Source organism: Paenibacillus sp. FSL H3-0310 (assembly GCF_038002785.1).
In the GTDB taxonomy this organism is placed as follows: domain Bacteria; phylum Bacillota; class Bacilli; order Paenibacillales; family Paenibacillaceae; genus Paenibacillus_AQ; species Paenibacillus_AQ odorifer.
Genome location: NZ_JBBODC010000001.1, coordinates 3,097,097 through 3,118,031 on the forward strand (window position 1 = coordinate 3,097,097; position 20,935 = coordinate 3,118,031).

23 protein-coding genes are annotated in these 20,935 nt (G+C 40.1%); 1 reads left to right on the forward strand and 22 read right to left on the reverse strand.

Annotation, left to right across the window (positions count from 1 at the left end; genetic code table 11):
* Window positions 1-94: 94 nt before the first annotated feature.
* Both MHH63_RS13850 and msrA read right to left on the reverse strand, forming a co-directional pair.
* The gene (locus MHH63_RS13850; RefSeq protein WP_076302007.1) at window positions 95-1,285 is read right to left on the reverse strand and encodes an ArsR family transcriptional regulator; all 1,191 of its coding nucleotides are present in this window, start codon (window positions 1,283-1,285) and stop codon (window positions 95-97) included.
* A 169-nt stretch (window positions 1,286-1,454) separates the two neighbouring features.
* Window positions 1,455-1,967, reverse strand: coding sequence for a peptide-methionine (S)-S-oxide reductase MsrA (gene msrA, locus MHH63_RS13855; RefSeq protein ID WP_076302006.1), 513 nt, complete (start codon window positions 1,965-1,967; stop codon window positions 1,455-1,457).
* A 161-nt stretch (window positions 1,968-2,128) separates the two neighbouring features.
* Between msrA and MHH63_RS13860 the strand changes: the two genes are divergently transcribed.
* Window positions 2,129-3,037, forward strand: a complete 909-nt coding sequence (locus MHH63_RS13860; RefSeq protein WP_076302005.1) for an aldo/keto reductase — start codon at window positions 2,129-2,131, stop codon at window positions 3,035-3,037.
* Between the two features lie 336 nt (window positions 3,038-3,373).
* Here the strand turns inward: MHH63_RS13860 and MHH63_RS13865 are convergent, their stop codons facing one another.
* From MHH63_RS13865 to MHH63_RS13960, 20 genes are all read right to left on the reverse strand, one after another.
* Window positions 3,374-4,066 carry a class I SAM-dependent methyltransferase gene (locus MHH63_RS13865; protein ID WP_445321758.1) on the reverse strand — a complete coding sequence of 231 codons (693 nt, stop codon included), beginning with the start codon at window positions 4,064-4,066 and terminating at the stop codon, window positions 3,374-3,376.
* A gap of 108 nt (window positions 4,067-4,174) precedes the next feature.
* Window positions 4,175-4,573: an RrF2 family transcriptional regulator gene (locus MHH63_RS13870; RefSeq protein WP_076306767.1), complete on the reverse strand. Its 399-nt coding sequence runs from the start codon at window positions 4,571-4,573 to the stop codon at window positions 4,175-4,177.
* A 288-nt stretch (window positions 4,574-4,861) separates the two neighbouring features.
* Window positions 4,862-5,923 carry a CHAP domain-containing protein gene (locus tag MHH63_RS13875; RefSeq protein ID WP_341171680.1) on the reverse strand — a complete coding sequence of 354 codons (1,062 nt, stop codon included), beginning with the start codon at window positions 5,921-5,923 and terminating at the stop codon, window positions 4,862-4,864.
* 99 nt (window positions 5,924-6,022) lie between these two features.
* Window positions 6,023-6,712, reverse strand: a complete 690-nt coding sequence (locus tag MHH63_RS13880; RefSeq protein ID WP_076302003.1) for a hypothetical protein — start codon at window positions 6,710-6,712, stop codon at window positions 6,023-6,025.
* 1 nt (window position 6,713) lies between these two features.
* Entirely contained in the window at window positions 6,714-8,102 is a 1,389-nt protein-coding gene (locus tag MHH63_RS13885) for a serine hydrolase domain-containing protein (protein WP_076305070.1), read from the reverse strand.
* 116 nt (window positions 8,103-8,218) lie between these two features.
* Window positions 8,219-8,455 (reverse strand): DUF3977 family protein, encoded by a 237-nt coding sequence (locus tag MHH63_RS13890; RefSeq protein WP_076219092.1) that lies wholly within the window; start codon window positions 8,453-8,455, stop codon window positions 8,219-8,221.
* A 30-nt stretch (window positions 8,456-8,485) separates the two neighbouring features.
* The gene (locus tag MHH63_RS13895; protein ID WP_341171681.1) at window positions 8,486-9,001 is read right to left on the reverse strand and encodes a GNAT family N-acetyltransferase; all 516 of its coding nucleotides are present in this window, start codon (window positions 8,999-9,001) and stop codon (window positions 8,486-8,488) included.
* A gap of 150 nt (window positions 9,002-9,151) precedes the next feature.
* The gene (locus tag MHH63_RS13900; RefSeq protein ID WP_340012554.1) at window positions 9,152-9,808 is read right to left on the reverse strand and encodes a CatB-related O-acetyltransferase; all 657 of its coding nucleotides are present in this window, start codon (window positions 9,806-9,808) and stop codon (window positions 9,152-9,154) included.
* Between the two features lie 184 nt (window positions 9,809-9,992).
* Window positions 9,993-10,769 (reverse strand): DUF817 domain-containing protein, encoded by a 777-nt coding sequence (locus tag MHH63_RS13905; protein WP_076135041.1) that lies wholly within the window; start codon window positions 10,767-10,769, stop codon window positions 9,993-9,995.
* 2 nt (window positions 10,770-10,771) lie between these two features.
* Window positions 10,772-10,987, reverse strand: a complete 216-nt coding sequence (locus tag MHH63_RS13910) for a helix-turn-helix domain-containing protein (RefSeq protein WP_076129351.1) — start codon at window positions 10,985-10,987, stop codon at window positions 10,772-10,774.
* A 10-nt stretch (window positions 10,988-10,997) separates the two neighbouring features.
* On the reverse strand, window positions 10,998-11,480 hold the full coding sequence (locus MHH63_RS13915) for a DUF2975 domain-containing protein (protein WP_038570783.1): 483 nt from the start codon (window positions 11,478-11,480) through the stop codon (window positions 10,998-11,000).
* Window positions 11,481-11,688: 208 nt separating this feature from the next.
* Window positions 11,689-12,903, reverse strand: a complete 1,215-nt coding sequence (locus tag MHH63_RS13920) for a hypothetical protein (RefSeq protein ID WP_076194266.1) — start codon at window positions 12,901-12,903, stop codon at window positions 11,689-11,691.
* Between the two features lie 24 nt (window positions 12,904-12,927).
* Window positions 12,928-13,773: a hypothetical protein gene (locus tag MHH63_RS13925; RefSeq protein WP_248548200.1), complete on the reverse strand. Its 846-nt coding sequence runs from the start codon at window positions 13,771-13,773 to the stop codon at window positions 12,928-12,930.
* Window positions 13,770-14,456, reverse strand: a complete 687-nt coding sequence (locus MHH63_RS13930) for an ATP-binding cassette domain-containing protein (RefSeq protein ID WP_248548199.1) — start codon at window positions 14,454-14,456, stop codon at window positions 13,770-13,772. The genes MHH63_RS13925 and MHH63_RS13930 overlap by 4 nt, the downstream gene beginning before the upstream one ends.
* On the reverse strand, window positions 14,453-14,869 hold the full coding sequence (locus MHH63_RS13935) for a GntR family transcriptional regulator (RefSeq protein ID WP_076129346.1): 417 nt from the start codon (window positions 14,867-14,869) through the stop codon (window positions 14,453-14,455). The genes MHH63_RS13930 and MHH63_RS13935 overlap by 4 nt, the downstream gene beginning before the upstream one ends.
* 138 nt (window positions 14,870-15,007) lie before the next feature.
* Window positions 15,008-16,516, reverse strand: a complete 1,509-nt coding sequence (locus MHH63_RS13940) for a malate:quinone oxidoreductase (RefSeq protein WP_341171682.1) — start codon at window positions 16,514-16,516, stop codon at window positions 15,008-15,010.
* A gap of 216 nt (window positions 16,517-16,732) precedes the next feature.
* Window positions 16,733-17,773, reverse strand: coding sequence for a hypothetical protein (locus MHH63_RS13945; RefSeq protein WP_341171683.1), 1,041 nt, complete (start codon window positions 17,771-17,773; stop codon window positions 16,733-16,735).
* 236 nt (window positions 17,774-18,009) lie between these two features.
* On the reverse strand, window positions 18,010-19,011 hold the full coding sequence (locus MHH63_RS13950) for a Gfo/Idh/MocA family protein (RefSeq protein ID WP_076301996.1): 1,002 nt from the start codon (window positions 19,009-19,011) through the stop codon (window positions 18,010-18,012).
* A 30-nt stretch (window positions 19,012-19,041) separates the two neighbouring features.
* Window positions 19,042-20,130 (reverse strand): Gfo/Idh/MocA family protein, encoded by a 1,089-nt coding sequence (locus MHH63_RS13955; RefSeq protein WP_312148057.1) that lies wholly within the window; start codon window positions 20,128-20,130, stop codon window positions 19,042-19,044.
* A gap of 32 nt (window positions 20,131-20,162) precedes the next feature.
* Window positions 20,163-20,924: a sugar phosphate isomerase/epimerase family protein gene (locus tag MHH63_RS13960; protein WP_341171684.1), complete on the reverse strand. Its 762-nt coding sequence runs from the start codon at window positions 20,922-20,924 to the stop codon at window positions 20,163-20,165.
* Window positions 20,925-20,935: the final 11 nt, after the last annotated feature.

Sequence of the window (20,935 nt, forward strand, 5' to 3'; positions counted from 1 at the left end):
TTCACCCTCTTTATGACCTAGTTCTTCTCATTATACAAAAAAAACACAGAACAAGCCGACATCATCCCTAAATGATGCCAGCCTCTGATGATGGTTAGTGACCGGAATGCGGATTGCCTCCTGCAGCAGGTGAGATTTCTAGCATGTCATCGATTTCACTTTGTGCTCGCTCATTTATTGTAAGGTTATCCCCACTTATCCAAGCATGATTGTAAGGACCTTCTGCTGGTGAATCTTGAAATTTAGGTTGAAGCTCCATCATATACTCCATTACTGAATCTGGCAGCCCGTCTTTTTCCGTAAAAATAAGCGGCGCATGTTTCCCCAAATGAGAAAAAGGCGCAGCGGCGATAGCGAGCATCGTTGAATCCGTGGTTAACAAAGACAGGTTATGACCGGGTGTATTGATTCCCCAGCCGAATCCGTTATTGGCATCCTTAAAACTTGCAAAAGCTATAGCGTTCTTAAAAACATCTTCTCCAGCTATACGGAGAACTGTTCCGTATTCTTTTAATTGCTTTTCTACATCTGCTGAGACAATGTCTTCTGGTCCTAGGATGTAAATGGTTGCGCTACCTCCACGTTCTTTTAAAGCCTCGACCGTTGAGTTAGGAATTTCGTCTTTGGTTACAAAGAGAAGAGGTTCAGGCATATGTGCGATCCAATTCACTGCTGGCAACGTGTACTCAGGGCTATCCATAGAACCAATAATGACCGACTTTGGAAGTTCACCCGCTGCTTTGGCGTAATAAGTATCTATAGCCTGAGCTACTGCCGCTGGCTCATCCCCTTCTATCCGGTCTACTTTTAAATCAATGGCCTTTAATTGTTGTTCGACATTGGATGCCATAGGCCCAACAAGCACTACCTGAACCCCTTTATTGCCTTCAGCACCTATTGGATTCAGTCGCTTAAGTTCAGCGAGAGTAACCTCAGGAACCCCTTCTTTTGTAGTATACAGTACAGGCCCATTACTGGGATGATGAATCAAATCTGCACTAACTGCGGCGATCTGCCAATTACTCACATCCGTCAAAACTACACTTGAAGGTCTATTATTCTTTGTTTGCGCAGTCCATAAAGTCTGAGAAACTAACACTGCGGCTTGAATCGGATCTGAAGTGTTAATACGAGTAGTATTCTTCGTAGCTATCCATGGTTGCTCCACCGTTGCAGAACTAGCTTGCGAATTAACCTTAGATGGAACATTATTGCCTGATTGGCAGCTTGTTAACACTGTACTCAAAAGCAAACTAACGGCAACAAATGGTATGATTTTTTTCATCCTAAACCCTCCTGTATGATGTTCTCGCTTGATTTAGAGTAGTTTAGTCTACAAATGTGTGGAAAGTATGTAGAATTTAAAATAAATAAAATTTGTATATAATGCAAAAAGAGCATCCCGTAAGCCATGAATGACTCAGGATGCTCTTGGTTTAAAGTTTTTTCAACACTTACCAGTGTTTAGCGATAAAAGTATCCCGACCGGATTGCTCCCGATCTTCTTTGTAGTGCTTGGGATTCTTATGATGATAATCCTGATGGTACTCTTCTGCACGATAAAAAGTTGGCGCCGGAAGAATTTCCGTAACGACTGGACCGGAGAATCTGCCACTGACCGCAACCTGTTCCTTCGAGGCAAGAGCTGCTAAACGCTGTTCTTCATTATAATAGAAGATCGCTGTCCGGTACTGAGTTCCTCGATCCTGGAATTGCCCACCATCATCGGTAGGGTCAATCTGAGGCCAATATAATTCAAGCAGCTTCTCGTATGAAAAAAGCGCTGGATCAAACGTAATCTGCACAACCTCGTAATGCCCCGTTGTTCCGGTTTTGACTTCTTCGTAGGTTGGATTCTCAGTTATCCCTCCCGCATATCCCGATACAATTCCATGAATGCCTGGTAATTCCTCAAACGGTGTCACCATGCACCAAAAACATCCGCCTGCAAACATCGCTTGTTCCATATGATCCAATCTCTCCCTATCTATCTTCATCTAATTAAGAATATATGCTATGACGATAAAGCCAAAAGATCATAAAGTCAATGGAAGTCCGAAGCACCATTAGAATTCAATTCTCCAAAACGTTATAATATAACAACAACAGAAGTAGAAAGGAATGCGCTATGAGAAAAAATCGTTTAGGACAATCCGATTTGTATGTAAGTGAGATAGGACTTGGCTGTATGTCTTTGGGTACGGATGAGGCGAAAGCCATTTCCATTGTTCATGAAGCACTCGATCAAGGAATCAATTTTGTTGATACAGCAGATCTTTATGATGAGGGCCGTAATGAAGAAATTATTGGCCAAGCCATTCGTCAACGTCGACAGGATGTAATCCTGACCACAAAAGTTGGCAACCGCAGAATTCCCGGCCAAGAAGGCTGGAGCTGGGACCCTTCAAAAGCCTATATTAAAAATGCAGTCAAAGATAGTCTTAAACGGCTGCAAACCGATTACATCGATCTATACCAGCTGCATGGCGGCACTATTGAAGATCCAATTGACGAAACGATTGAAGCTTTTGAAGAACTTAAGCAAGAGGGTCTTATCCGCTATTATGGGATCTCTTCTATTCGTCCTAATGTAATTAGAGAATATGTGAAAAAATCAAATATCGTAAGTGTTATGAGCCAATATAGCATTTTAGATCGACGTCCTGAGGAAGAAATCCTTCCTCTGCTAGCAAAGCATGGAATTAGCATGATCGCACGCGGGCCTCTAGCAGGGGGCATTCTATCAGAGCGTGGTCGCAGCAAGGCGGAGAAGAATTACTTAGATTACAGTAGTGAGGAACTTCTGAATTTGCATGATCAGCTTTCGCAGGAAACTAGTGACTCTCGCAATCTTGCACAAACAGCGCTTCATTATCCACTAGCTAATCCATCTGTAGCTGTTATTATTCCTGGGGCAAGCAGTCTGGAGCAATTAAAAAGCAATGTAATGGCTGCTGATGTAGCTCCACTCACTTCGGAGGAACTTGCAGACATTCAGCGGATAAGCAAAGCAAATCGTTACAAGCTTCATGTATAGATTAGTCACTTTCGTTAAAAACAATGAGGTGTCCATAGCCATACAATGGCTGTTGGGCACCCCCTACTTTTTGAAGCTACCTGATCGCTGATCTAATCCTTAAACTTGGTTTAATTAAGTACTAATCACACTTATGAATCGCACTATAGGACACAGTTGACCTTATACGCTACTTTTTCCTATATTAAGGGTGCTCGCGGACTCCATAGTCGCTATGAGCATGATAATCACCATATATCACCCTCTATTTAAGGAATAGCAGCACTGGAGTCCGAAATCATGCTCCAACGCCTAAATATATACAAATAACGTCATCTGGGTCCGAAAGTATTCAAGTCACTCCGCGTGACACATCCAGCCTGCCATAATTCCAGTAGAATAAAATCGAGTGATTCTCCTGAAGCCTGATTCTTTCAATAACTCTTCAATTTGTTTTTCAGGAAGGAAAGAGATTTTCGTAATATTGCTACTTACATTATCAAACGCTTCGGGAGATTCATACCCTGCAACCCAAAAGCTTTTCCATACGTTTATTCTGTCGTGGAGTTCAGGATCATCCAAATCTCCATATGCACTTACGAGAACAAATGGAGCACCCGGTTTCAGATTATCCTTTATGGAGCGAAGCAATTTCAATTTTTCTTGAACATCATGGATGAAATGAAGGACCAAAATACAACTTGCCACATCGAACTTTGAGTCCTGCTGAGGAAGATCATCAATTGTCCCAGAAATCAGACTGACACGGCTCTCTAAGCCCAGTTCATCTATCTTTAATTTCGCGATCTTAAGCATATCTTCCGAAGGATCCACTCCAGTAAATGTCCAGTTTGGGTTAGAAGGCCCCCATGCCGAAAATTCATTTCCTCCCCCCGCACCGACCACGAGCATAGATACAGGGATGTCACCTAATTCGAAGCGAAAATAAGATTGGATCATTGAAAATAATGAATCATAAGAGGGAATCGAAATATGAGTGGTTTTTTCATAGGTTGCCCTCTTGGCATTTAATTTTTGCTCTTCAGTCAATGTAATCATCCTCCATTGTTTTAAACTTCACATTTTAGTATCAAAACCCACATTAAAGTCATTACGGATTTATATTGTCTCTAATAACCCCGAAAAAAGAACGGATCTTTACTCCGCCTTCATCGTTTTTGCCAAATCTGCAATTTTCGTGTTCTCTAAGTACTGCTCCATCTGTCGCTCAGCGTCAATCACAACCTGTTGAATCAGACATTCACTTCCGTGATCTAGACTGCATTCAAAAAAGGAAGCCGTTCCTTCGATTGCATGGATAATATCCAAAAAAGAGATTTCTTCCGACTTGCGTCTGAGACGATAACCGCCATTAGCACCAGGTGCAGATTGAATCAATCCAGCCTTCACTAGCTTAGTCATCATTTTGGACAGATAGGTTTGGGAAACACCTAACTTCTCAGCAAGCAATTGAACACCCACCGGCTTATCAGACGCCACCGTCACCATATAGAGCATTGCATGAAGTGCATAATCTGTCGCTTGGGAATATTTCATTCAGCACCTCCATTAACGACTTTAGAAATCTATGATAACTCTAACATTGCTAAAAGGCAAGTTTGTTCGCTTTTTAAAAGAGAAGAAGCTCAAGAATCTTTGTCCCAAGCTGGCTCATTTTTTGCTTCAAAAGTAACGATAAAAACCGGAGTTTTATATAGATGTTTTTGCTGTTGCAGCGTATTTTTTTTCCAGAGCTTGTTCTGAAAACAATTCAAAATTAGGGTTAGACATTAATAAATACTCAGCCATAATATTCTTAACTGTGATCATCCGAATGAACTCCCCTCAACTAATTGGAGTATACTCACCATTAAACTCAAATTCATAGTCATTAGCGATACGGATATAGCCATATACGCAATGCCAGCGATCTCTGTAGAAAACACTGGAATAATTCTGATTATCCCTATTTCCTTCAGCAACTAAGATCTCCTTGTCATCGCATGCTAAAACAATACCTGTATGATCGTGAGGGTCATTAGTTAGCAATTTTTCATAAATCACAATATCACCACGCTGAGGAGTAAACCCCTCTTGCCCGTCAAAATAAAAAAATGCGGTCTCAGGTAGTTGCGCCCACTCTAACCAAGCCCCTACGCCAGCTAATCGAAAATCAGCATTCGGATATCGAATCGGCAGCAGAAATCCAGCTTGCATGCAGCAGTAATATACAAATGCTGCGCACCAATTATTTTGTAATACTTTATAAATCCCTTGGTCAGGCCAATATTTACAGATTTCTTGATATCGTTCGTTTCCTGGTATTCCAACAATGTTTTCTTTTCCAAATGTTTCAGCAATATTAGCTAACTTACCTCGTTTATCCGTAGGCTGGAGAACTTCAGCCCCGCTACTGTAATCTATCTCTTCCAAAAAATCCTCTGGAATCGTCATTTCACGAAGTAAATTCCGAAGTCTAGTATTGTCCTGAGGCATTAAGATACAATTCCTATTCTGATAATATGATTGTAGAACTTGAGCATCCTTTAGAATCTCTTCATAGGGACCCTGAACTTTATTCCTGTCCCCTTGATGGAAGATTGCCTTTAGAATTTGAGTCAGCTCTTCTTTGGTAAACATATTCAAGTCTCTTAATAAAGGCCTTACGGTATCAGCACTGTTGGGACCTGGAAATTCCTTGACTCCGGTTTTGAAGAAATAATAATTATGAAGCAGTCCTATAATGGCTGCCAATTCCTGATTTTGTTCTCTTTTCATGGCAAGCAATGAAGCGAAACTAGACACTCCGTACAGGTGAACACACGCTTCCTGTTTCCATTGTTCGCTACCTATAGACATGATCATTTCTTGAACCAGCACACGCACACTATCGAGGCGCTGGTTCACTTTTGTTATCAGTCGTTGAGTCACTGGAAACCTTCCCTTCCGTTACTACTCAGCTGTAATAATATCAAAACTAATACTGACATGAATCTTTTTATTAATTCAGTCCCTAATGACTTCCTTTTTATGTCCATCCTTGACGAACTCCACACCAAAATAATCGGTATTACCGTTCGCCCCGAATTCAGCAATCCGAGCGTCAGACTTACTCTCAAAGTGAATGTTATGTTTAATATTAGATCTTGGTAACAAGGTAATCTCTTGCGGCTGAACCTCTGCGAATGACCAGATCCCTTGAGGATTACCGTACTCTCGAAAGATTGGACGGATCATAACGGTTTCATTTTGCCCGCCATAGTTGATTAGCCTGATTGTACATTGAACCTGCACAATATCCTCTTGAGTACCGTACATACAGTGCGAATCTTTTTCCAGAAAATCCACAACTTCAATTCCATCATTGTTCATATTCACAAGATAATACAATCGTTCTGTTAGAAATGGATATAATATAATGAAAATGATGATAGCAAGCAAAACGGTTCTGCCTACATATTTTTTATAACACTGTCTAAAGTGCTTTATAGTTAAACTCCCACTGAAAATTAACAAAATGATCCCGAATATTGCTGAATAATGTAAACCATGGTTTGTCGCAGGTTCGCTCCAAGGCGGAATTCCAATGGTTCTGAAGAGGTAATCCCCAAACATAGTACCCTGATGTGTGATTCCCACAAAAACTAAAGAAAACAGCAAAAATAAAACAGCTATCCAACCTTTACCCTTGGTCATTTCATCCCTCCCAACCAATAACAGTTATGTCTTCTCTATCCTCTAAGGAAAGATTCCTATGCATATGCAGTTCAATTTTTTTACCGCTAAAACTCAAAGTGTAATCAACTACGTAAGGGGTTTCAATGTAATTTACCGTGAGGATTAATTTGGAATCATCATATTGCCAGCTTGCAGATGTACAAACTTCCTGCTCACTAAGGGATAAGTCTTTAATAAATAAACTTTTTGCATGGGTAGGCCTTAAAAAATCGAACGGAAATTCATCTAAATGATCGTCGTAAAGTAAAGAAAAACTAAGGTGCTCATCTTCAAACTTCAGTGTTAATTCTTTGATTTTATGCTTATTATCTTCAAAGATATAAATTCCACTGTACGATCTATAATCTACTTTAACTATCCTGTTTACTAAGGAGGTAAATGTAGGAGGTTTTATAATGTTAGATGCAACCGTTGGCCAATCAAAGTTCAGTAATTTTGCATATATGATATCTAAAAAATCCTGTAACTTCTTCATCTCGGTAAAACTTGAAGTTGCAGCAATCACAATCTCTTGACTCGGATCAATGAAACACAATTGACCAAAAGCTCCATTCCCCATCTTACATCCATTCCTGCACATAAAGAACTGATAACCATATCCGTTTGACCAGTCAGCCTTATTTTGTCCCCAACGATTATCGCTTTGTTCATTTAGCGCCAGCTTTAAATAATCTTTCGAAACAATTCTACGACTATTGTAAACCCCTTGATTGAGGAGCATCTGGCCAAATTTCGCGATTCCATCTGTTGGTATGCTTAGTCCCATTCCACCAGCAACAATTCCTAACGGGCAAGTCTCCCATTCTGGTCTTTCTATGTCCAATGGCGTAAATAATCTTGGCATTAAAAAATCAACAAGATTTTCTCCAGTCGTCTTTTCGATAATAGCCGAAACCATATAAGTGGCGTGTGTATTGTAATTGTAATAACTTCCCGGTTCATCTTCTACGTCCAAAGCTAAAAAGGCACGAACCCAATCATTTTGCTTGGCTATCGCACCATAGATACTATTGTTATGTCCTGTATTCATGGAAAGAAGATGATGTATCGTCATCTTCTCTAAATTAGGTGAAATTGAGCTAGGAAGCTGATCCGGGAAAAAAGAAACCACTTTATCCGTTAATTCAAAATAACCGTTATCCCATGCTATGCCTGCTGCAATAGATGTAAAGCTCTTACTTAGAGAAAATAAAACCTGGGGAACGTTTTTGCGGTACGGTTGACGATAAAACTCGGTAATAACTTCTCCCTTACGTAATAGCATAAAAGTATTAACCGGTAAATCAGATCGTTCAAGTTCTTCATAAAACTTAGACAGCGCTTGGGTCAAATTCTCTGGATTATCCATTTAAACCTCGCTTGTCGTTATATTTTGAGTTTTTAATAATTCTCAGGTAGAGCACTAAGTCTCGTGTCAGGTCTCCTCCATTTGTTCATTTAGACGGCAACCTTGTCATACTTAACCTAAAGACTTGTTATACCAAAAATAATCTTCAACGTTTTACGACTCTTCTTACATATTTTCAAGCCTTGTTTTAAGTCTAGAATGATTACAGTTTTGCCAATCCAAATCCTAAAATATAACGAGCGGAACTTTACCGGTGTCACTATGCCTTTTTCTTCATATTCCGTTCCATCCTCTAACTCCGTTTCAGTTCTAATAAGCCATGTATTGCCGATACCAAATTCGATATACTTCAGAATCTATCTCCCCCCGTACAAGAGCTGCTTTTATTGCTCAATAGTTTTTATAAGATAAAGGCAGAGATCATCGTCCACACAAACATGTGCCCCAGGCTCAATAGGCTTATTATCGTACATGATTCCTCGCCCATCAGGGATAAAACCACGCTTTATATACATCCGTTGTGCGGTTCCATAGTCAGCGTATAATCCAAATCCAATACCAATAGTATTAGATATAGTAAAAGCATCTTTTTCAAGAGCTTCAATTAATACACTTCCTACCCTACGTTTCCTAAATGGCGGGATGACGTCAAAGTTTTGAATTTCAGGTATATTATTCTCTGCAAAATAAGGATATTCCGACCTGTATACCACATGTCCCCATCCAACAAACTCATTTTCACAAAAAGCTAAAAGTGTAACTCGCTTTTCATTTTGATTTTCTTGCCAACAACGTTGGACATAATCAAGAGGTTGGCTTACGTCATGCTCAGATAACCCCATATGTATAATATCAATATCGTTTTGTGTCATTCGACGGATTTGTAAAGGTAAGGCCATAATATAATTTCCTCCTAACTTATTAAATGAGTCCATTCCTATATTAACATACTAATTAGGATTAATCTGGTAAAAAACAATTATTGTTAAACGAACCTGTCAGATAAAAGAACAGGCTGCCGAATATACCGGCAGCCTGTTCTGATTTTGTTATTTTTTTATTTCTTTAAGGTAAAAGTCATATAATTGATCAACAGATGAACTGGAAAAGATAGACGTGGCTTGTTCAATTTTCTCACGTTTCCAATCGAACCAGCGCATTTCCTTTAACTTTTCGATTTCTTGATCTGTAAACCGTTGCTTGATCACTTTAGCAGGATTGCCGCCTACTATCGTATACGGTGGGACATCCTTTACAACAACTGATCCTGCCGCAACAATAGCACCTTCGCCTATTTTCACACCGGGCATAATCATTGCATTCATCCCAATCCAGGCATCACTAGCAATGATTGTATCCCCTTTGGATTCGTAAGAGTTTGCAATCTGGTCTACAAAAGGATACACGGTAATCCATTCAGGATGATGATTGTGATTCCCACCCATGAGAATAATTACACCACTAGCAATACAAACATAATTTCCTATAATCAATTTATCTAAATGCCAACCATAATCTTCACTGGGATTAAACAACTTTCTTGATTGTTCATCACCCCAAATGTATCTGACACACCCATCTTCAAAATCAAGATTATCGTAATAACCAGAGTAGTAAGAGTACTCTCCTACCTCAATCATTGGGTTGGTGACAATATCCTTTAAATACTTAATTTCAGACCAGTGGCTGAACTGATGTTGTTTCATTTTCTTTCCCTCGCTTCTAAGTAATGTAATTCATTTATACTTAGAAGCTTGATGCAGTAGCGACATTCTTAAACCTTTTCAAACGACGAACCATCGTCCTCATCCTTTTCCTAATTGATGCCGTCATTGTAACAAACGAATGATTTATTCGTCAAATCAACCGTATTGTCCCAACTCAGCTCAATTATGAATTTATCGGATTACGGCTAGCCTTAACATGTTTAAGCTGGGCAACTATAATGACGCTAATGATCACTAGAAGGAACCACGAACTGATCTTACTGAAACTAACCAGTTGCCACGTTTGATATTGATCAGGATATTTCCATGCATTAAAAAATGTAGCGATATTTTCAGCTAACCAGATAAAAAATCCTACAATAAAAAAGGCCAGTGTCAAGGGCATTCGATAGGTAACCGTCCGTACCCTATAAATGATCCATGTTTTCCAGAAGACAACAACCACAAGCGCTGTCAGCCACCAACGAAAATCAGGAATGAAATGATGTGTGAAAAAATTTAAATAGATGGCTCCTCCCAACAATCCCGCTGAAGCAAGCCCCGGCCAACCGGTCATATCCATTTTCAATCTTCGCCATATCTGGCACATAAAGCTTGCGACACTTGCATACATAAATCCACTATAGAGGGGTACACCAAACACCTTCGTAAACCCTGGCTCAGGGTATGCCCATGAACCCATCTTTACTTTATAGATTTCCAGCAATAAACCAATAACGTGGAACACACAGATTACTTTTATTTCATCCAGCGTCTCTAATCCAGTACGGTACATGAGGTACTGCACTGTAAGCAGTATTAGAAGAATGGCATCATAACGGTAAAGAAAAGGCATTTCTATTATGTTAGAAAGAGCTAAAGTCCCAAAAATCGCAACTGGAAATATGCAACTCATCGCCTGATGATATCCGAAATGCAGCAATTGTGTTATTGACTTCATTCTTATGTTTCCTCATCATTTTTGTATTCTAATAGATCTCCAGGCTGACATTCCAAAGCCTTACAAATTGCCTCTAACGTTGATAATCGCACCGCTTTTGCTTTTCCATTTTTCAATATAGAAAGATTAGCCATTGTTATTCCAACTCTCTCCGAAAGCTCAGTAACACTCATTTTTCTTTTGGCCAGCATCACGTCGATATTAATTATAATCGCCATTGTTTTCACCTCAGACAGTTAAGTCATTTTCTGATTTTATATCAATAGCTTCTTTTAAAAGCTTTTGTAGAACTGCAGCAAAAACGGCAATCACCATGGAGGCAAAAATGATAATCAAGCCGATGACTATAATCCCTGGGGCATCATCTTTCTCCGCCATGAGGTAAAAGAGTGGCATACCAACTACATACAAGCAACTGATGATGATTGCACAATATTTTATTTTCTTTAAAACCTGTACAGACATTTCCGAGAAAGCATTGTTCTTGTCAATATAGCCTAACAGTTTAAAAGCTTGATACAGTGCAAAGTAAAAAGGTATCGCCGAGGCATACAAATCAATGGCAATGAGATATTTCAATAAACTATAATCCGGATACAGTTCTGCTGCGAAACTCGCTATTTCCGGCACCACAAATATGCACAAGGCAAGCACCGGGATACCAATAAGAATAACCGCTGCCCTTAAAAAAAGTGTTGATCCTCTTTCCATAATAAACACACCTCACAGATTTATTGTGAATTGAATTTATCATATTATTTATCGTTTTACAATATATTTTAATCGATATACAGTTATTATTGGTTGTTTTATAACTTTCGACTAAAAAGCCGAGCTAATTGACTTTTGAAGTCACTAGCTCGGCTTATTTCACCTTTTCATATCTCTTTATCTCTATTTTTCTATTCTACAAGTAATTCTAATACTGACCAAGATCGATAAAATTCAAATCCATGTTAGCTTCATCTTCAGCCTGATTTGCAGCCTCTGTAGATACTGCTTTTCCTTCGTATTCAAGGTTACCGCTTGTCAAATTGAATACATATAGACGATTACCTTTGAAGTACTTATTATCCATATTCTTATAACCCACAATATAGAGATAGTCTTGTTTAAAATCATAGGTAATGTTTTCACTTAAATCTATATTTGTATTCTTCAGAGTAGTCTCATATTCTTTACTCACGAGATCGTAAGAAATAACAGTAAATCCTATATTCTCCTTACCCGATACAGCTTTTTGCAGGAAATAAATTTTCTGTCCATACGCATTCATAATATTATTCAATAACATTTCATGCCCTTGGAACGCGAGCGGCGAGATTTGTCCTGTTGCAACATCTACTTGATATGCCTTTTTATGATTATCTTTACTAACCGTTAAAATCCATTGATCCGAGTGATCCAGATTTTGATTGGCTAACCTAACGAATTGATTATCCCCATTTGCTGCTTCAGATTTAGCTCCTGGTAATACGAGCGGCTCATTCGTAATCTCCTTTGTTGTTAGATTAACACGGATAATCTGCGGTTCAGTTACATAACCTTTGGCGCCGTGATTCAAAAACACCATTGCAACAAGCTCTTGATCAACAAGCTGTACATTTTGTACATAGATATCTGAAATATCATGATCCACATTGATATCGGATCTGATTTCCTGCGTATTATCCTTTTGCTTATTAAGCACAGAAATACTGAGTCTAGCATTTTTCTTCGCTGATGGATCATTTGATTGCTGCTTATCTACGGTCCAATTCACGTAAGCAAGCATATCCTGATTTTCATAGAACCCAGCTAAGTTCTTCTTCCCACGCATGAACTGACGATGCTGATCCCTCCATTTATCCAATTGTGTGTTCACTGGTCTTCGGTTTAAGCTTTGGCTGATCGTTAACTTTTCATCTGGATAATCTGTACCATTTGTAGTGATATTAGCTCGTTTGATGCCAAAAACACTATCCTTAGTCAGATAATTTCCGTATAAGGCTATACCTTCAACGAGGGAAGCATCCCCTTGAACCATCGTCAGCTTATAATTAGGTAGTGTCTCTTGTGAGGCCTGTACATAATACGTCCCGATTGTAACAACCGAGAACACTACAAGAACGGCGGTAACCATATATTTTCTCATTCCTTAACCTCCATACCCCTTCAATTATACCGATATTTTCTTACGCAATAGATATAAGCTGTACCAAAGCGAACCTCCAGCAATAATCACTATTAATCCGAGACAAGCACCTATGATCTCTCCGGGATAGAAGTAGCTATCATATCTGCTATAACCCATAAGATAGGGTATTGAGGCTAATCCGGCCAGAACCGCTAAGTATAATATGATAAAGCCGATCCCTTTCAGTCTGTAGCTCCGCTCCATTAGAATCGCTGTGAACAAGACGATCAAGCCCGTAATGCCCAGTCCATAATATAGAACAAACTCAGAAAAGTAGGGCGGAACCAGAACTTTAAGCACAGTAGGATACTTCAAATAATCAAATACCGAGATGTTCCGATATAGTTCAGCAGGAAGAATCGACTGTGCTATCAAACGCTCCAGTGGCACAAGCACAATTTGCAGGGCAACAAGTCCAAATGCGAATAGCAAGATCGTAACCAGCTTGGCAAAATACAAATTCGCCCGATTGGATGGCAAGGTGAGCAGGCGATATACTATCGTATTTTTACCTCTCCAGTCACGGTACCAGATGAAGCAGCTATATATTAGCAACACTGTTATGCTCAAAAATATGGGTCCGAAATATAGAAGTCCATTATAGCGAGCATACATCATACTGTTTAGCTGAATATATCCAGTCACATTGTGATATTGCTCAAGCGTCCATTGATTCACTCTCATTGCCTCATTCGCAGAATCCAGCCAATGATTAGCACCGATGGTGACTGCTGCAAGCTGCAAGGCAACTGTCAGCACCATGAGTCCAATATATATTTTGGCAAATCGGTTCATTTCAAAATTCAATAGCTTCACAAAAGCTCTCATTTCAAGTACACCTCTCTCATTACGTCCGTAATGGACTTACCTTCCTGCTCGCGAACTTCTTCACAGTAGAATTCACGTTCTACCTTCCCGTGCTGTAGCAAGACCGCTTTATCAATTAAATGCTCAATATCGTTAATTTCATGAGTTGTAATAATCACACCACGATCCTCGATCAATTCACTCGTGAACACATCAGTAATTTGCTCGCGGCTGAACATATCAATTCCCGAGAACGGCTCGTCCATTAGGATGTAATCACAATCCAAGGCAAGTCCCAGCAACAAATTCACCTTCGCAGCCATCCCTTTCGACAATGAGGATACGCGATCTGAAGAGCTCAGTCGGAAGAACTTAAGCATTTCCTTTGCACGTTCAGCGTTCCAATTCCGATAAAAGTCAGCCATAAAGCTCAAGCAATCAGCAATTCGCATATTAGAGGGCATCGTTAACGAATCTGGAATGAAAGTGATTTTCTCATACATCGCAGGTGTTAGTGATACATTATCGATTAAAACTTCCCCTTTGAATGGTGTCAGTCCCATGATGGACTTCAGCACTGTTGACTTCCCGGCACCATTGATTCCGATCAGGCAGGTAATCTCTCCCTTGGCAGCAGTGAAGCTAACGCCATTTAGTACCTTCTTGAATCCATAATTCTTTACCATCTGATTCACTTGGATCATCTTGTGTCACCACCCTCTGGAGATAACTTGCGCTCGGATGTATATTTTGTCTTTATGATCTCTACCAGTTCTTCAACTGGAATTTGAATATTCTGAATGGAGCTGATGAATATATCCACTGCACTTTCGATTAATTCAGCTCGAATCGAGTTTAGTATTTGCTGATCCTGTGTAATTCGGCTCGGGGAATTCCCTTCTGTTACGATCAAACCCTGTTCCTCCATTTCCTTATATGCCTTCTGCGCCGTGTTCGCATTAATCTTCATTACTGATGCCAGTTCACGCCGTGAAGGAATTTTGTCTCCCGCTCCGATTTGCCCTGTGGCGATCTGTTCCTTGAAATGACGCACAACTTGAATATATACCGGCTCACGAATATTAAAGCTGACGCCTGATTTCTGTTCTTCTGTCATACAACCAACTCCATATACTAAGTGTGTGTACTAAGTGGTTCATACATCTCATTTATGTACTATACGTGTAATACACTTTTGTGTCAATAGTTCAGATTTGAGCAAAAAAAAAACTGCCTCTCGGCAGCTCCTTTATTACTAAAACACCTTTTGATTAAAAACATGTTCTTTTCCACCTAAACCCAGTGTATCTGCTGTTGTAGTGTGAATTTTCTGCAGAAGCACGGGATTATCCATTAGTGACAAGCCATAAGAAGGAATCATTTCTTTTATTTTGGGTTCCCATTCTTTTATATATTGAGGGAAACATTTGTTAAGCACTTCAAGCATCACGTGAACAGCCGTAGAAGCTCCAGGGGAAGCCCCTAACAATGCTGCGACCGAACCATCAGCGGCACTAATAACCTCCGTACCAAATTGAAGTGTGCCTTTGCCAGCTTCTGTATCTTTGATAACTTGCACACGCTGACCAGCTACAACAAGATCCCAATCTTCAATTTTGGCATTGGGGATAAACTCTTTCAGTTCTTCCAGACGTTTTTCTTTCGATAACAGCACTTGTTCGATCAGGTATTTTGTTAATGACATGTTTTTAGCACCTGCCGACAGCATTGTTATGAGGTTATCCGGTTTCACAGAAGTTATTAAATCAAACATTGAGCCCGTTTTTAAAAATTTAGGTGAGAAGCCGGCAAATGGTCCAAATAGCAGTGATTTTTTATTGTCGATAAATCTTGTGTCTAAGTGCGGTACGGACATTGGAGGGGCTCCAACTTTAGCTTTGCCGTATACTTTGGCATGATGCTGCGCAATAACTTCCGGATTATTACACACCATAAAAATACCACTTACTGGGAATCCACCGATATGTTTTCCTTCAGGAATACCGGATTTCTGCAGTAAGTGCAGACTTCCTCCCCCGCCACCAATGAACACAAATTTCGCTGTATGTTGTTCAATGTTACCGCTGGCATTTCTGATTTTTAGATCCCATAAGCCAGCACTGTTGCGCTTCATACTATTGACACTATGTTTGTAGTGAAGATCGACGTTTTTACTCTTTAAATGCTCAAATAAGATACGCGTTAAAGCACCAAAGTTAACATCCGTTCCAGAGTCAATTTTTGTAGCCGCAATGGATTCGTTCGCAGGACGATTTTGTATAATAAGCGGAATCCATTCCATCAGTTTTTTAGAGTCAGCAGAAAATTCCATCCCTTGGAATAATGGGTTTTTTGAGAGCGCTTCAAATCTTTTCTTTAAAAAAGCTATATCCTTCTCCCCTTGCACCAAACTCATATGAGGTAACGGCATAATAAAGTCCTGGGGAGTATGTATCAGCTTGCGATTTACAAGATAAGACCAAAACTGCATCGAAAGCTGAAACTGTTCATTAATCTGAATAGCTTTGCTAATATCTATAGATCCGTCTGGCTTTTCAACAGTATAATTAAGCTCACAGAGCGCCGCATGCCCGGTTCCTGCATTATTCCATTCATTAGAGCTTTCTTCCCCTGCTTTTTCAAGCTTTTCAAATACTTTAATTTTCCATTCCGGTACTAATTCCTTCAAAAGTGTTCCTAAAGTCGCACTCATGATTCCGGCACCAATTAAAATGACGTCTGTATCAGTTGAACTTTTGCCCATTATTACCATCCTTATCCCCTGAATTTTGCAGAAAGGATGTGGGCGCTCCTTCTTAGGCGTCACACCTTTTCTGTATCAATTATAACCTTATCATGGTGTATTACAATTATTTATAAATTTAATATCTACTATTATATGAAAAAAATAAAATATTTAAAAGCTTGTAAAAAAGATAGAAATAAGTCCTCAAGATTTATGGAACAAAAAAAGGCTGCATCATGCCCTGTTCTCATTGTAGACAATTCCGTTTTGATAGCCCAACCCCACTATTGTTTTTTGAATTTCCTGATCTACTTTTCTTTTAAAAGTTGCAAACTCTATTGTGGTTAAGCCGATTGGAAGCTCTTGTTCTATAAATGAATCAAAATCGATCGCCGTTTTGAAAATACGAAGCTTGTGCAGAAAAGGTAATTGCTCCATTCCCGTCAAATGAGCCAATGTTTTGCAATTCATAACGGTTAGCTCTTCCAGTGCTTTCATCTGCTGATCAAAGTTAATCTCACGTAACTGGATTTGATCTTCAATCACAAGCTTTTTTAACGCACGAAAAACCGAAATATTACTCAGGTCATGAAAGCCACGGACTCTACAAATTTCCAGGCTCTCGATTTCATTTTCTTCGATGTCCTGAATATGTTCTCTGCCTCCAAGTAAAATACGTAGGTCTTTCAATTTCTTTAGCCGATTAATAAAATGTAAGGGTTTGTTGCTGATGGAGTGCAGCGCGAGATAGGTAAGATCCTCCAGATCTCCAATAGCATCAAGGTTTTTAACCTTACCTATAACATGCAACTGTTCTAAACGAGAGAATTCTTTTAGGTATTCCAGATTAAGCATCTTTTTCTCCGAGCTAATATTTAAAATACTTAGAGACCGTAACGTATCTATACTCAGAATTTCCGGATTTTCAAGCTCATATATCCCCAAGCTCAGACTATACAGGTTATTCAGCTTAGCCAATACGTTCGTGTTATGTGCCTGGTGAAGACAATTCAGCAGCAGCATTTTAACATTTGGAATCTGCAGGAGTGTCTCACAATCAAAGGATACAGAATAGTGGCCATAAAAACGCACTCCAAAATTTTCATCAAAACGCGCGCAAAGCTCATTTACTTCATCCAGAATCGAACCATAGGTCGATGGATCAGAGAACTGGACAATAACTTGGTTGCCGCTGTACAAGTCTTGCTGAATCTGAACTGGATCTAGTGAAATAGGATCATTGATCAGAATCCTTCTTTTCCATGTAACACTCATTTCTAATCCCTCCTACTTGCCGTTAATCATCAGTGTATATTTATTGTAAATCTACGAATTACTTACCCAAGAACATAATTACATAAATCAACCCCATGGACAAGCTACCAAGGAAGGTTACAGGTTATTTAGAGTTTCGTTGATTTAGGAGGATTGAGTACAAGTGTTTTACATTAAAATACAATAAGCTGTATCATTCGTAGATTACTCTACTTTTGATACAGCTTAATTATCATTTATTCAGCCTTCTGCGATGAACTATAAATCCCCGCCACCAACTCCAGCGCTTTTATCCCTTCAGCACCATCCAACCAAAACTTTTGACCCCTGGCGACATGTTCATAGAAGTCCTCAATCAGTCTCTTATGCCCGGTGCCCCAATAGGATTTACCTTCCGTGGCACTGAAACTAGGCTCGCACAGCAAGGTTTCCTTTCCATCCTTCCAAAGATACAAATGATCTCTGCGGAGGTTGATAGTACCCTTTTCAAAAACTAGCTCCAGCTCCACTGGAGAATTCTCCAGATAGGTATTTGTACCATAAAAAAGCCCTCTGACATTACTAGTGAAATCGATGCAGGCATGGGCGGTATCTTCTACCTCTATGACCCCATTTAGCACATCCGTGGTAATACTCCCTTTCACCGATGCCACCTCTCCACCAAACCACTGAAGTAAATCCAGTGTGTGAATGGTTTGGTTAATTAGCAGACCTCCACCTTCCGTAGACCAGCGTCCTCTCCAGTTACTATCGCTATAATAACTTTCGCTACGGTGCCAGGTTACGATTCCTTTCATACAGAGCAGCTTCCCATATATTCCTGAGTCAATCACCTGCTTAATATACATGGAGGCATCATTATAACGGTTCTGAAACACCACACCAAGCTGACCTGTGCTTTGCTGTGCGGCTTCAAGTATTCGTCTGGCTGAAGGAAGATCTGTCGCCATAGGCTTTTCGGTAAGGACATGTTTTCCTGCTTGTAACAACTCCGTAGCCATTTCTGCATGTAAATAATGAGGCGTACAGAGATGTACAACATGAATACGGTCATCCTTCAAAATTTCTCTATAATTATTAGTGGCTTGGCAGTCATATTCATTAGATGTCTGCAATGCTTTGTCAGCATCAATATCTGCAACCGCAAGTAGTCTCACACCATCGATGCCTGTTAATGTTTTTGCATGAAGAGGGAAAATGGCTCCGCATCCAATAATGGCTGCTCCAAGTTCTTTCATCTATATTACCCTCCGTTCATCATTCCATCGTTATCTGAGTATTGCTGGGGTTAGATTGATCGCTTGCTCTTGAGCCTTCAGACATAGCTCGGCAGCTTTGAACACATGGGTCTGTGTCATCGCCAGCTCTGTCCGATTCAGACAGTCAAGGATTAGCTCACCAAAGAAAGGAAAACCAACCTTCCCTGCTACATGCTCATAATGTTCCCCTTCCCCATTGACCCAGTACACATGATCCGGTGTATTTGAACGACTTATATCAGTATATTTACGCAGTTCAATGTATCCTTCAGTCCCCATAATCATCGTGCGCCCGTCTCCCCAAGTGCCCAGCCCATCAGGGGTAAACCAATCCACGCGAAAATATTGTGTTGCCCCATTGTCCCCTACAAGAGTAGCATCACCAAAATCCTCTAATTCGGGATAAGTCGGATGATTGTAATTGGCCACTTTACTATGAATAACCGAAGCATCCTGACAATCTGCATAATACAAAAATTGTTCTATTTGATGACTGCCTATGTCACATAGAATCCCACCATATTTCTCCCTTTGGAAAAACCATTCCGGCCGGTTAGGAGCATTTAGACGATGTGGCCCTAATCCAATGACTTGCAGGACACGGCCAATAGCGCCTTGTTGAATCAGCTGCCCCGCATAGATAGCGCTTTCAACGTGAAGGCGTTCACTATAGTAGACCATATATTTCTTATTGGTTGCAGCTGCCATTGCTCTAGCGGTTTCAAGCTGTTCCAGGGTCGTAAAGGGGGCTTTATCCGTAAAATAGTCCTTACCGTGAGCCATTACTCTATTGCCTAAAGGTCCTCGTTCAGATGGAATTGCGGCCGCTGCAATTAATTGTACTTCGGGATCTTCCAGAACTTCTTCCATTGATCCGGCAGCTTTGACACCGGGATATTTACTAATAAAACTTCTGACCTTTTCCTCGTCCGGATCATATACCCATTTCAGCTCTGCCCCTGCCTCAACCAGTCCGTTACACATCCCGTAAATATGACCGTGATCTAGGGCAATAGCGGCAATGATGAATTCCCCCGGCTTCACTACGGGTTTGGATTCATACGTTGGTGCATAGGTCATCCCATTTTTTCGATTCATAGAAACCCTCCTTCTATTAGTATTACTCCATTCTATAAGGTATCAAGAAGATACCGCAGACTGATCTCCAAGCTTTCAAAAGGATCACGACGGCAAACATCCTGCTCCACTACGAACCATTCAACACCCGTTTCGCGACAGACATTGATAATTTCTTTATAGTTCATATTCCCTTCACCGATTTCAGCAAAGATCTGTTTTCTATTAACAATCGCCATATCTTTTAAATGCACAACCTGCATTCGACCTGCAACTTTGCGTATCCATTCGGCTGGACTCCCTCCGCCCGCTTGAACCCAATATAAATCCAGCTCAAAACCAACGGCAGGATCAGACTCATTGAGCAGAATTTCCATGCCAGTCAATCCATCAAACCGTTCAAATTCAAAATCGTGATTATGATAAACAAATTGCAGATCATGTTGTTCTTTTAGTGTAACTGCAATGCCCGACATCAGCTTGGCGAATTCACGGTAACCTTCTTGCCCCGTACGGAATTTTTCCGGTAAACTTCCTAGTCCAATATTTTTGCAGTTCCACAGCTTATGTTCAGCGGCTAAAGCATCTAAATCGTTCACTAGCCGATCCCAAGACACATGGGTTGCACATATTGCCAGTCCTGCTTCATCTGCATACTCTTTTACGAGCTTCGGATCGATTGGCCCGATGCCTGAAATCTGAATAGCTTCATAACCCATAGCAGAAACCTTTTGAAAAGTGGATCTTAAATCCTCCGCAGTTTTAGTAAAATCACGTAATGTGTACATTTGAGCAGCAATTGTTGAACGATTCATAGGATCTTTCC

Bases quoted from the DNA above. Each gene is read 5' to 3' on its own strand.
- MHH63_RS13850 (WP_076302007.1), bottom strand. From the start codon at position 1,285: ATGAAAAAAATCATACCATTTGTTGCCGTTAGTTTGCTTTTGAGTACA.
- msrA (WP_076302006.1), bottom strand. From the start codon at position 1,967: ATGGAACAAGCGATGTTTGCAGGCGGATGTTTTTGGTGCATGGTGACA.
- MHH63_RS13860 (WP_076302005.1), top strand. From the start codon at position 2,129: ATGAGAAAAAATCGTTTAGGACAATCCGATTTGTATGTAAGTGAGATA.
- MHH63_RS13870 (WP_076306767.1), bottom strand. From the start codon at position 4,573: ATGAAATATTCCCAAGCGACAGATTATGCACTTCATGCAATGCTCTAT.
- MHH63_RS13880 (WP_076302003.1), bottom strand. From the start codon at position 6,712: ATGACCAAGGGTAAAGGTTGGATAGCTGTTTTATTTTTGCTGTTTTCT.
- MHH63_RS13885 (WP_076305070.1), bottom strand. From the start codon at position 8,102: ATGGATAATCCAGAGAATTTGACCCAAGCGCTGTCTAAGTTTTATGAA.
- MHH63_RS13895 (WP_341171681.1), bottom strand. From the start codon at position 9,001: ATGGCCTTACCTTTACAAATCCGTCGAATGACACAAAACGATATTGAT.
- MHH63_RS13900 (WP_340012554.1), bottom strand. From the start codon at position 9,808: ATGAAACAACATCAGTTCAGCCACTGGTCTGAAATTAAGTATTTAAAG.
- MHH63_RS13905 (WP_076135041.1), bottom strand. From the start codon at position 10,769: ATGAAGTCAATAACACAATTGCTGCATTTCGGATATCATCAGGCGATG.
- MHH63_RS13910 (WP_076129351.1), bottom strand. From the start codon at position 10,987: ATGGCGATTATAATTAATATCGACGTGATGCTGGCCAAAAGAAAAATG.
- MHH63_RS13915 (WP_038570783.1), bottom strand. From the start codon at position 11,480: ATGGAAAGAGGATCAACACTTTTTTTAAGGGCAGCGGTTATTCTTATT.
- MHH63_RS13920 (WP_076194266.1), bottom strand. From the start codon at position 12,903: ATGAGAAAATATATGGTTACCGCCGTTCTTGTAGTGTTCTCGGTTGTT.
- MHH63_RS13925 (WP_248548200.1), bottom strand. From the start codon at position 13,773: ATGAGAGCTTTTGTGAAGCTATTGAATTTTGAAATGAACCGATTTGCC.
- MHH63_RS13930 (WP_248548199.1), bottom strand. From the start codon at position 14,456: ATGATCCAAGTGAATCAGATGGTAAAGAATTATGGATTCAAGAAGGTA.
- MHH63_RS13935 (WP_076129346.1), bottom strand. From the start codon at position 14,869: ATGACAGAAGAACAGAAATCAGGCGTCAGCTTTAATATTCGTGAGCCG.
- MHH63_RS13940 (WP_341171682.1), bottom strand. From the start codon at position 16,516: ATGGGCAAAAGTTCAACTGATACAGACGTCATTTTAATTGGTGCCGGA.
- MHH63_RS13945 (WP_341171683.1), bottom strand. From the start codon at position 17,773: ATGAGTGTTACATGGAAAAGAAGGATTCTGATCAATGATCCTATTTCA.
- MHH63_RS13950 (WP_076301996.1), bottom strand. From the start codon at position 19,011: ATGAAAGAACTTGGAGCAGCCATTATTGGATGCGGAGCCATTTTCCCT.
- MHH63_RS13955 (WP_312148057.1), bottom strand. From the start codon at position 20,130: ATGAATCGAAAAAATGGGATGACCTATGCACCAACGTATGAATCCAAA.
- MHH63_RS13960 (WP_341171684.1), bottom strand. From the start codon at position 20,924: ATGAATCGTTCAACAATTGCTGCTCAAATGTACACATTACGTGATTTT.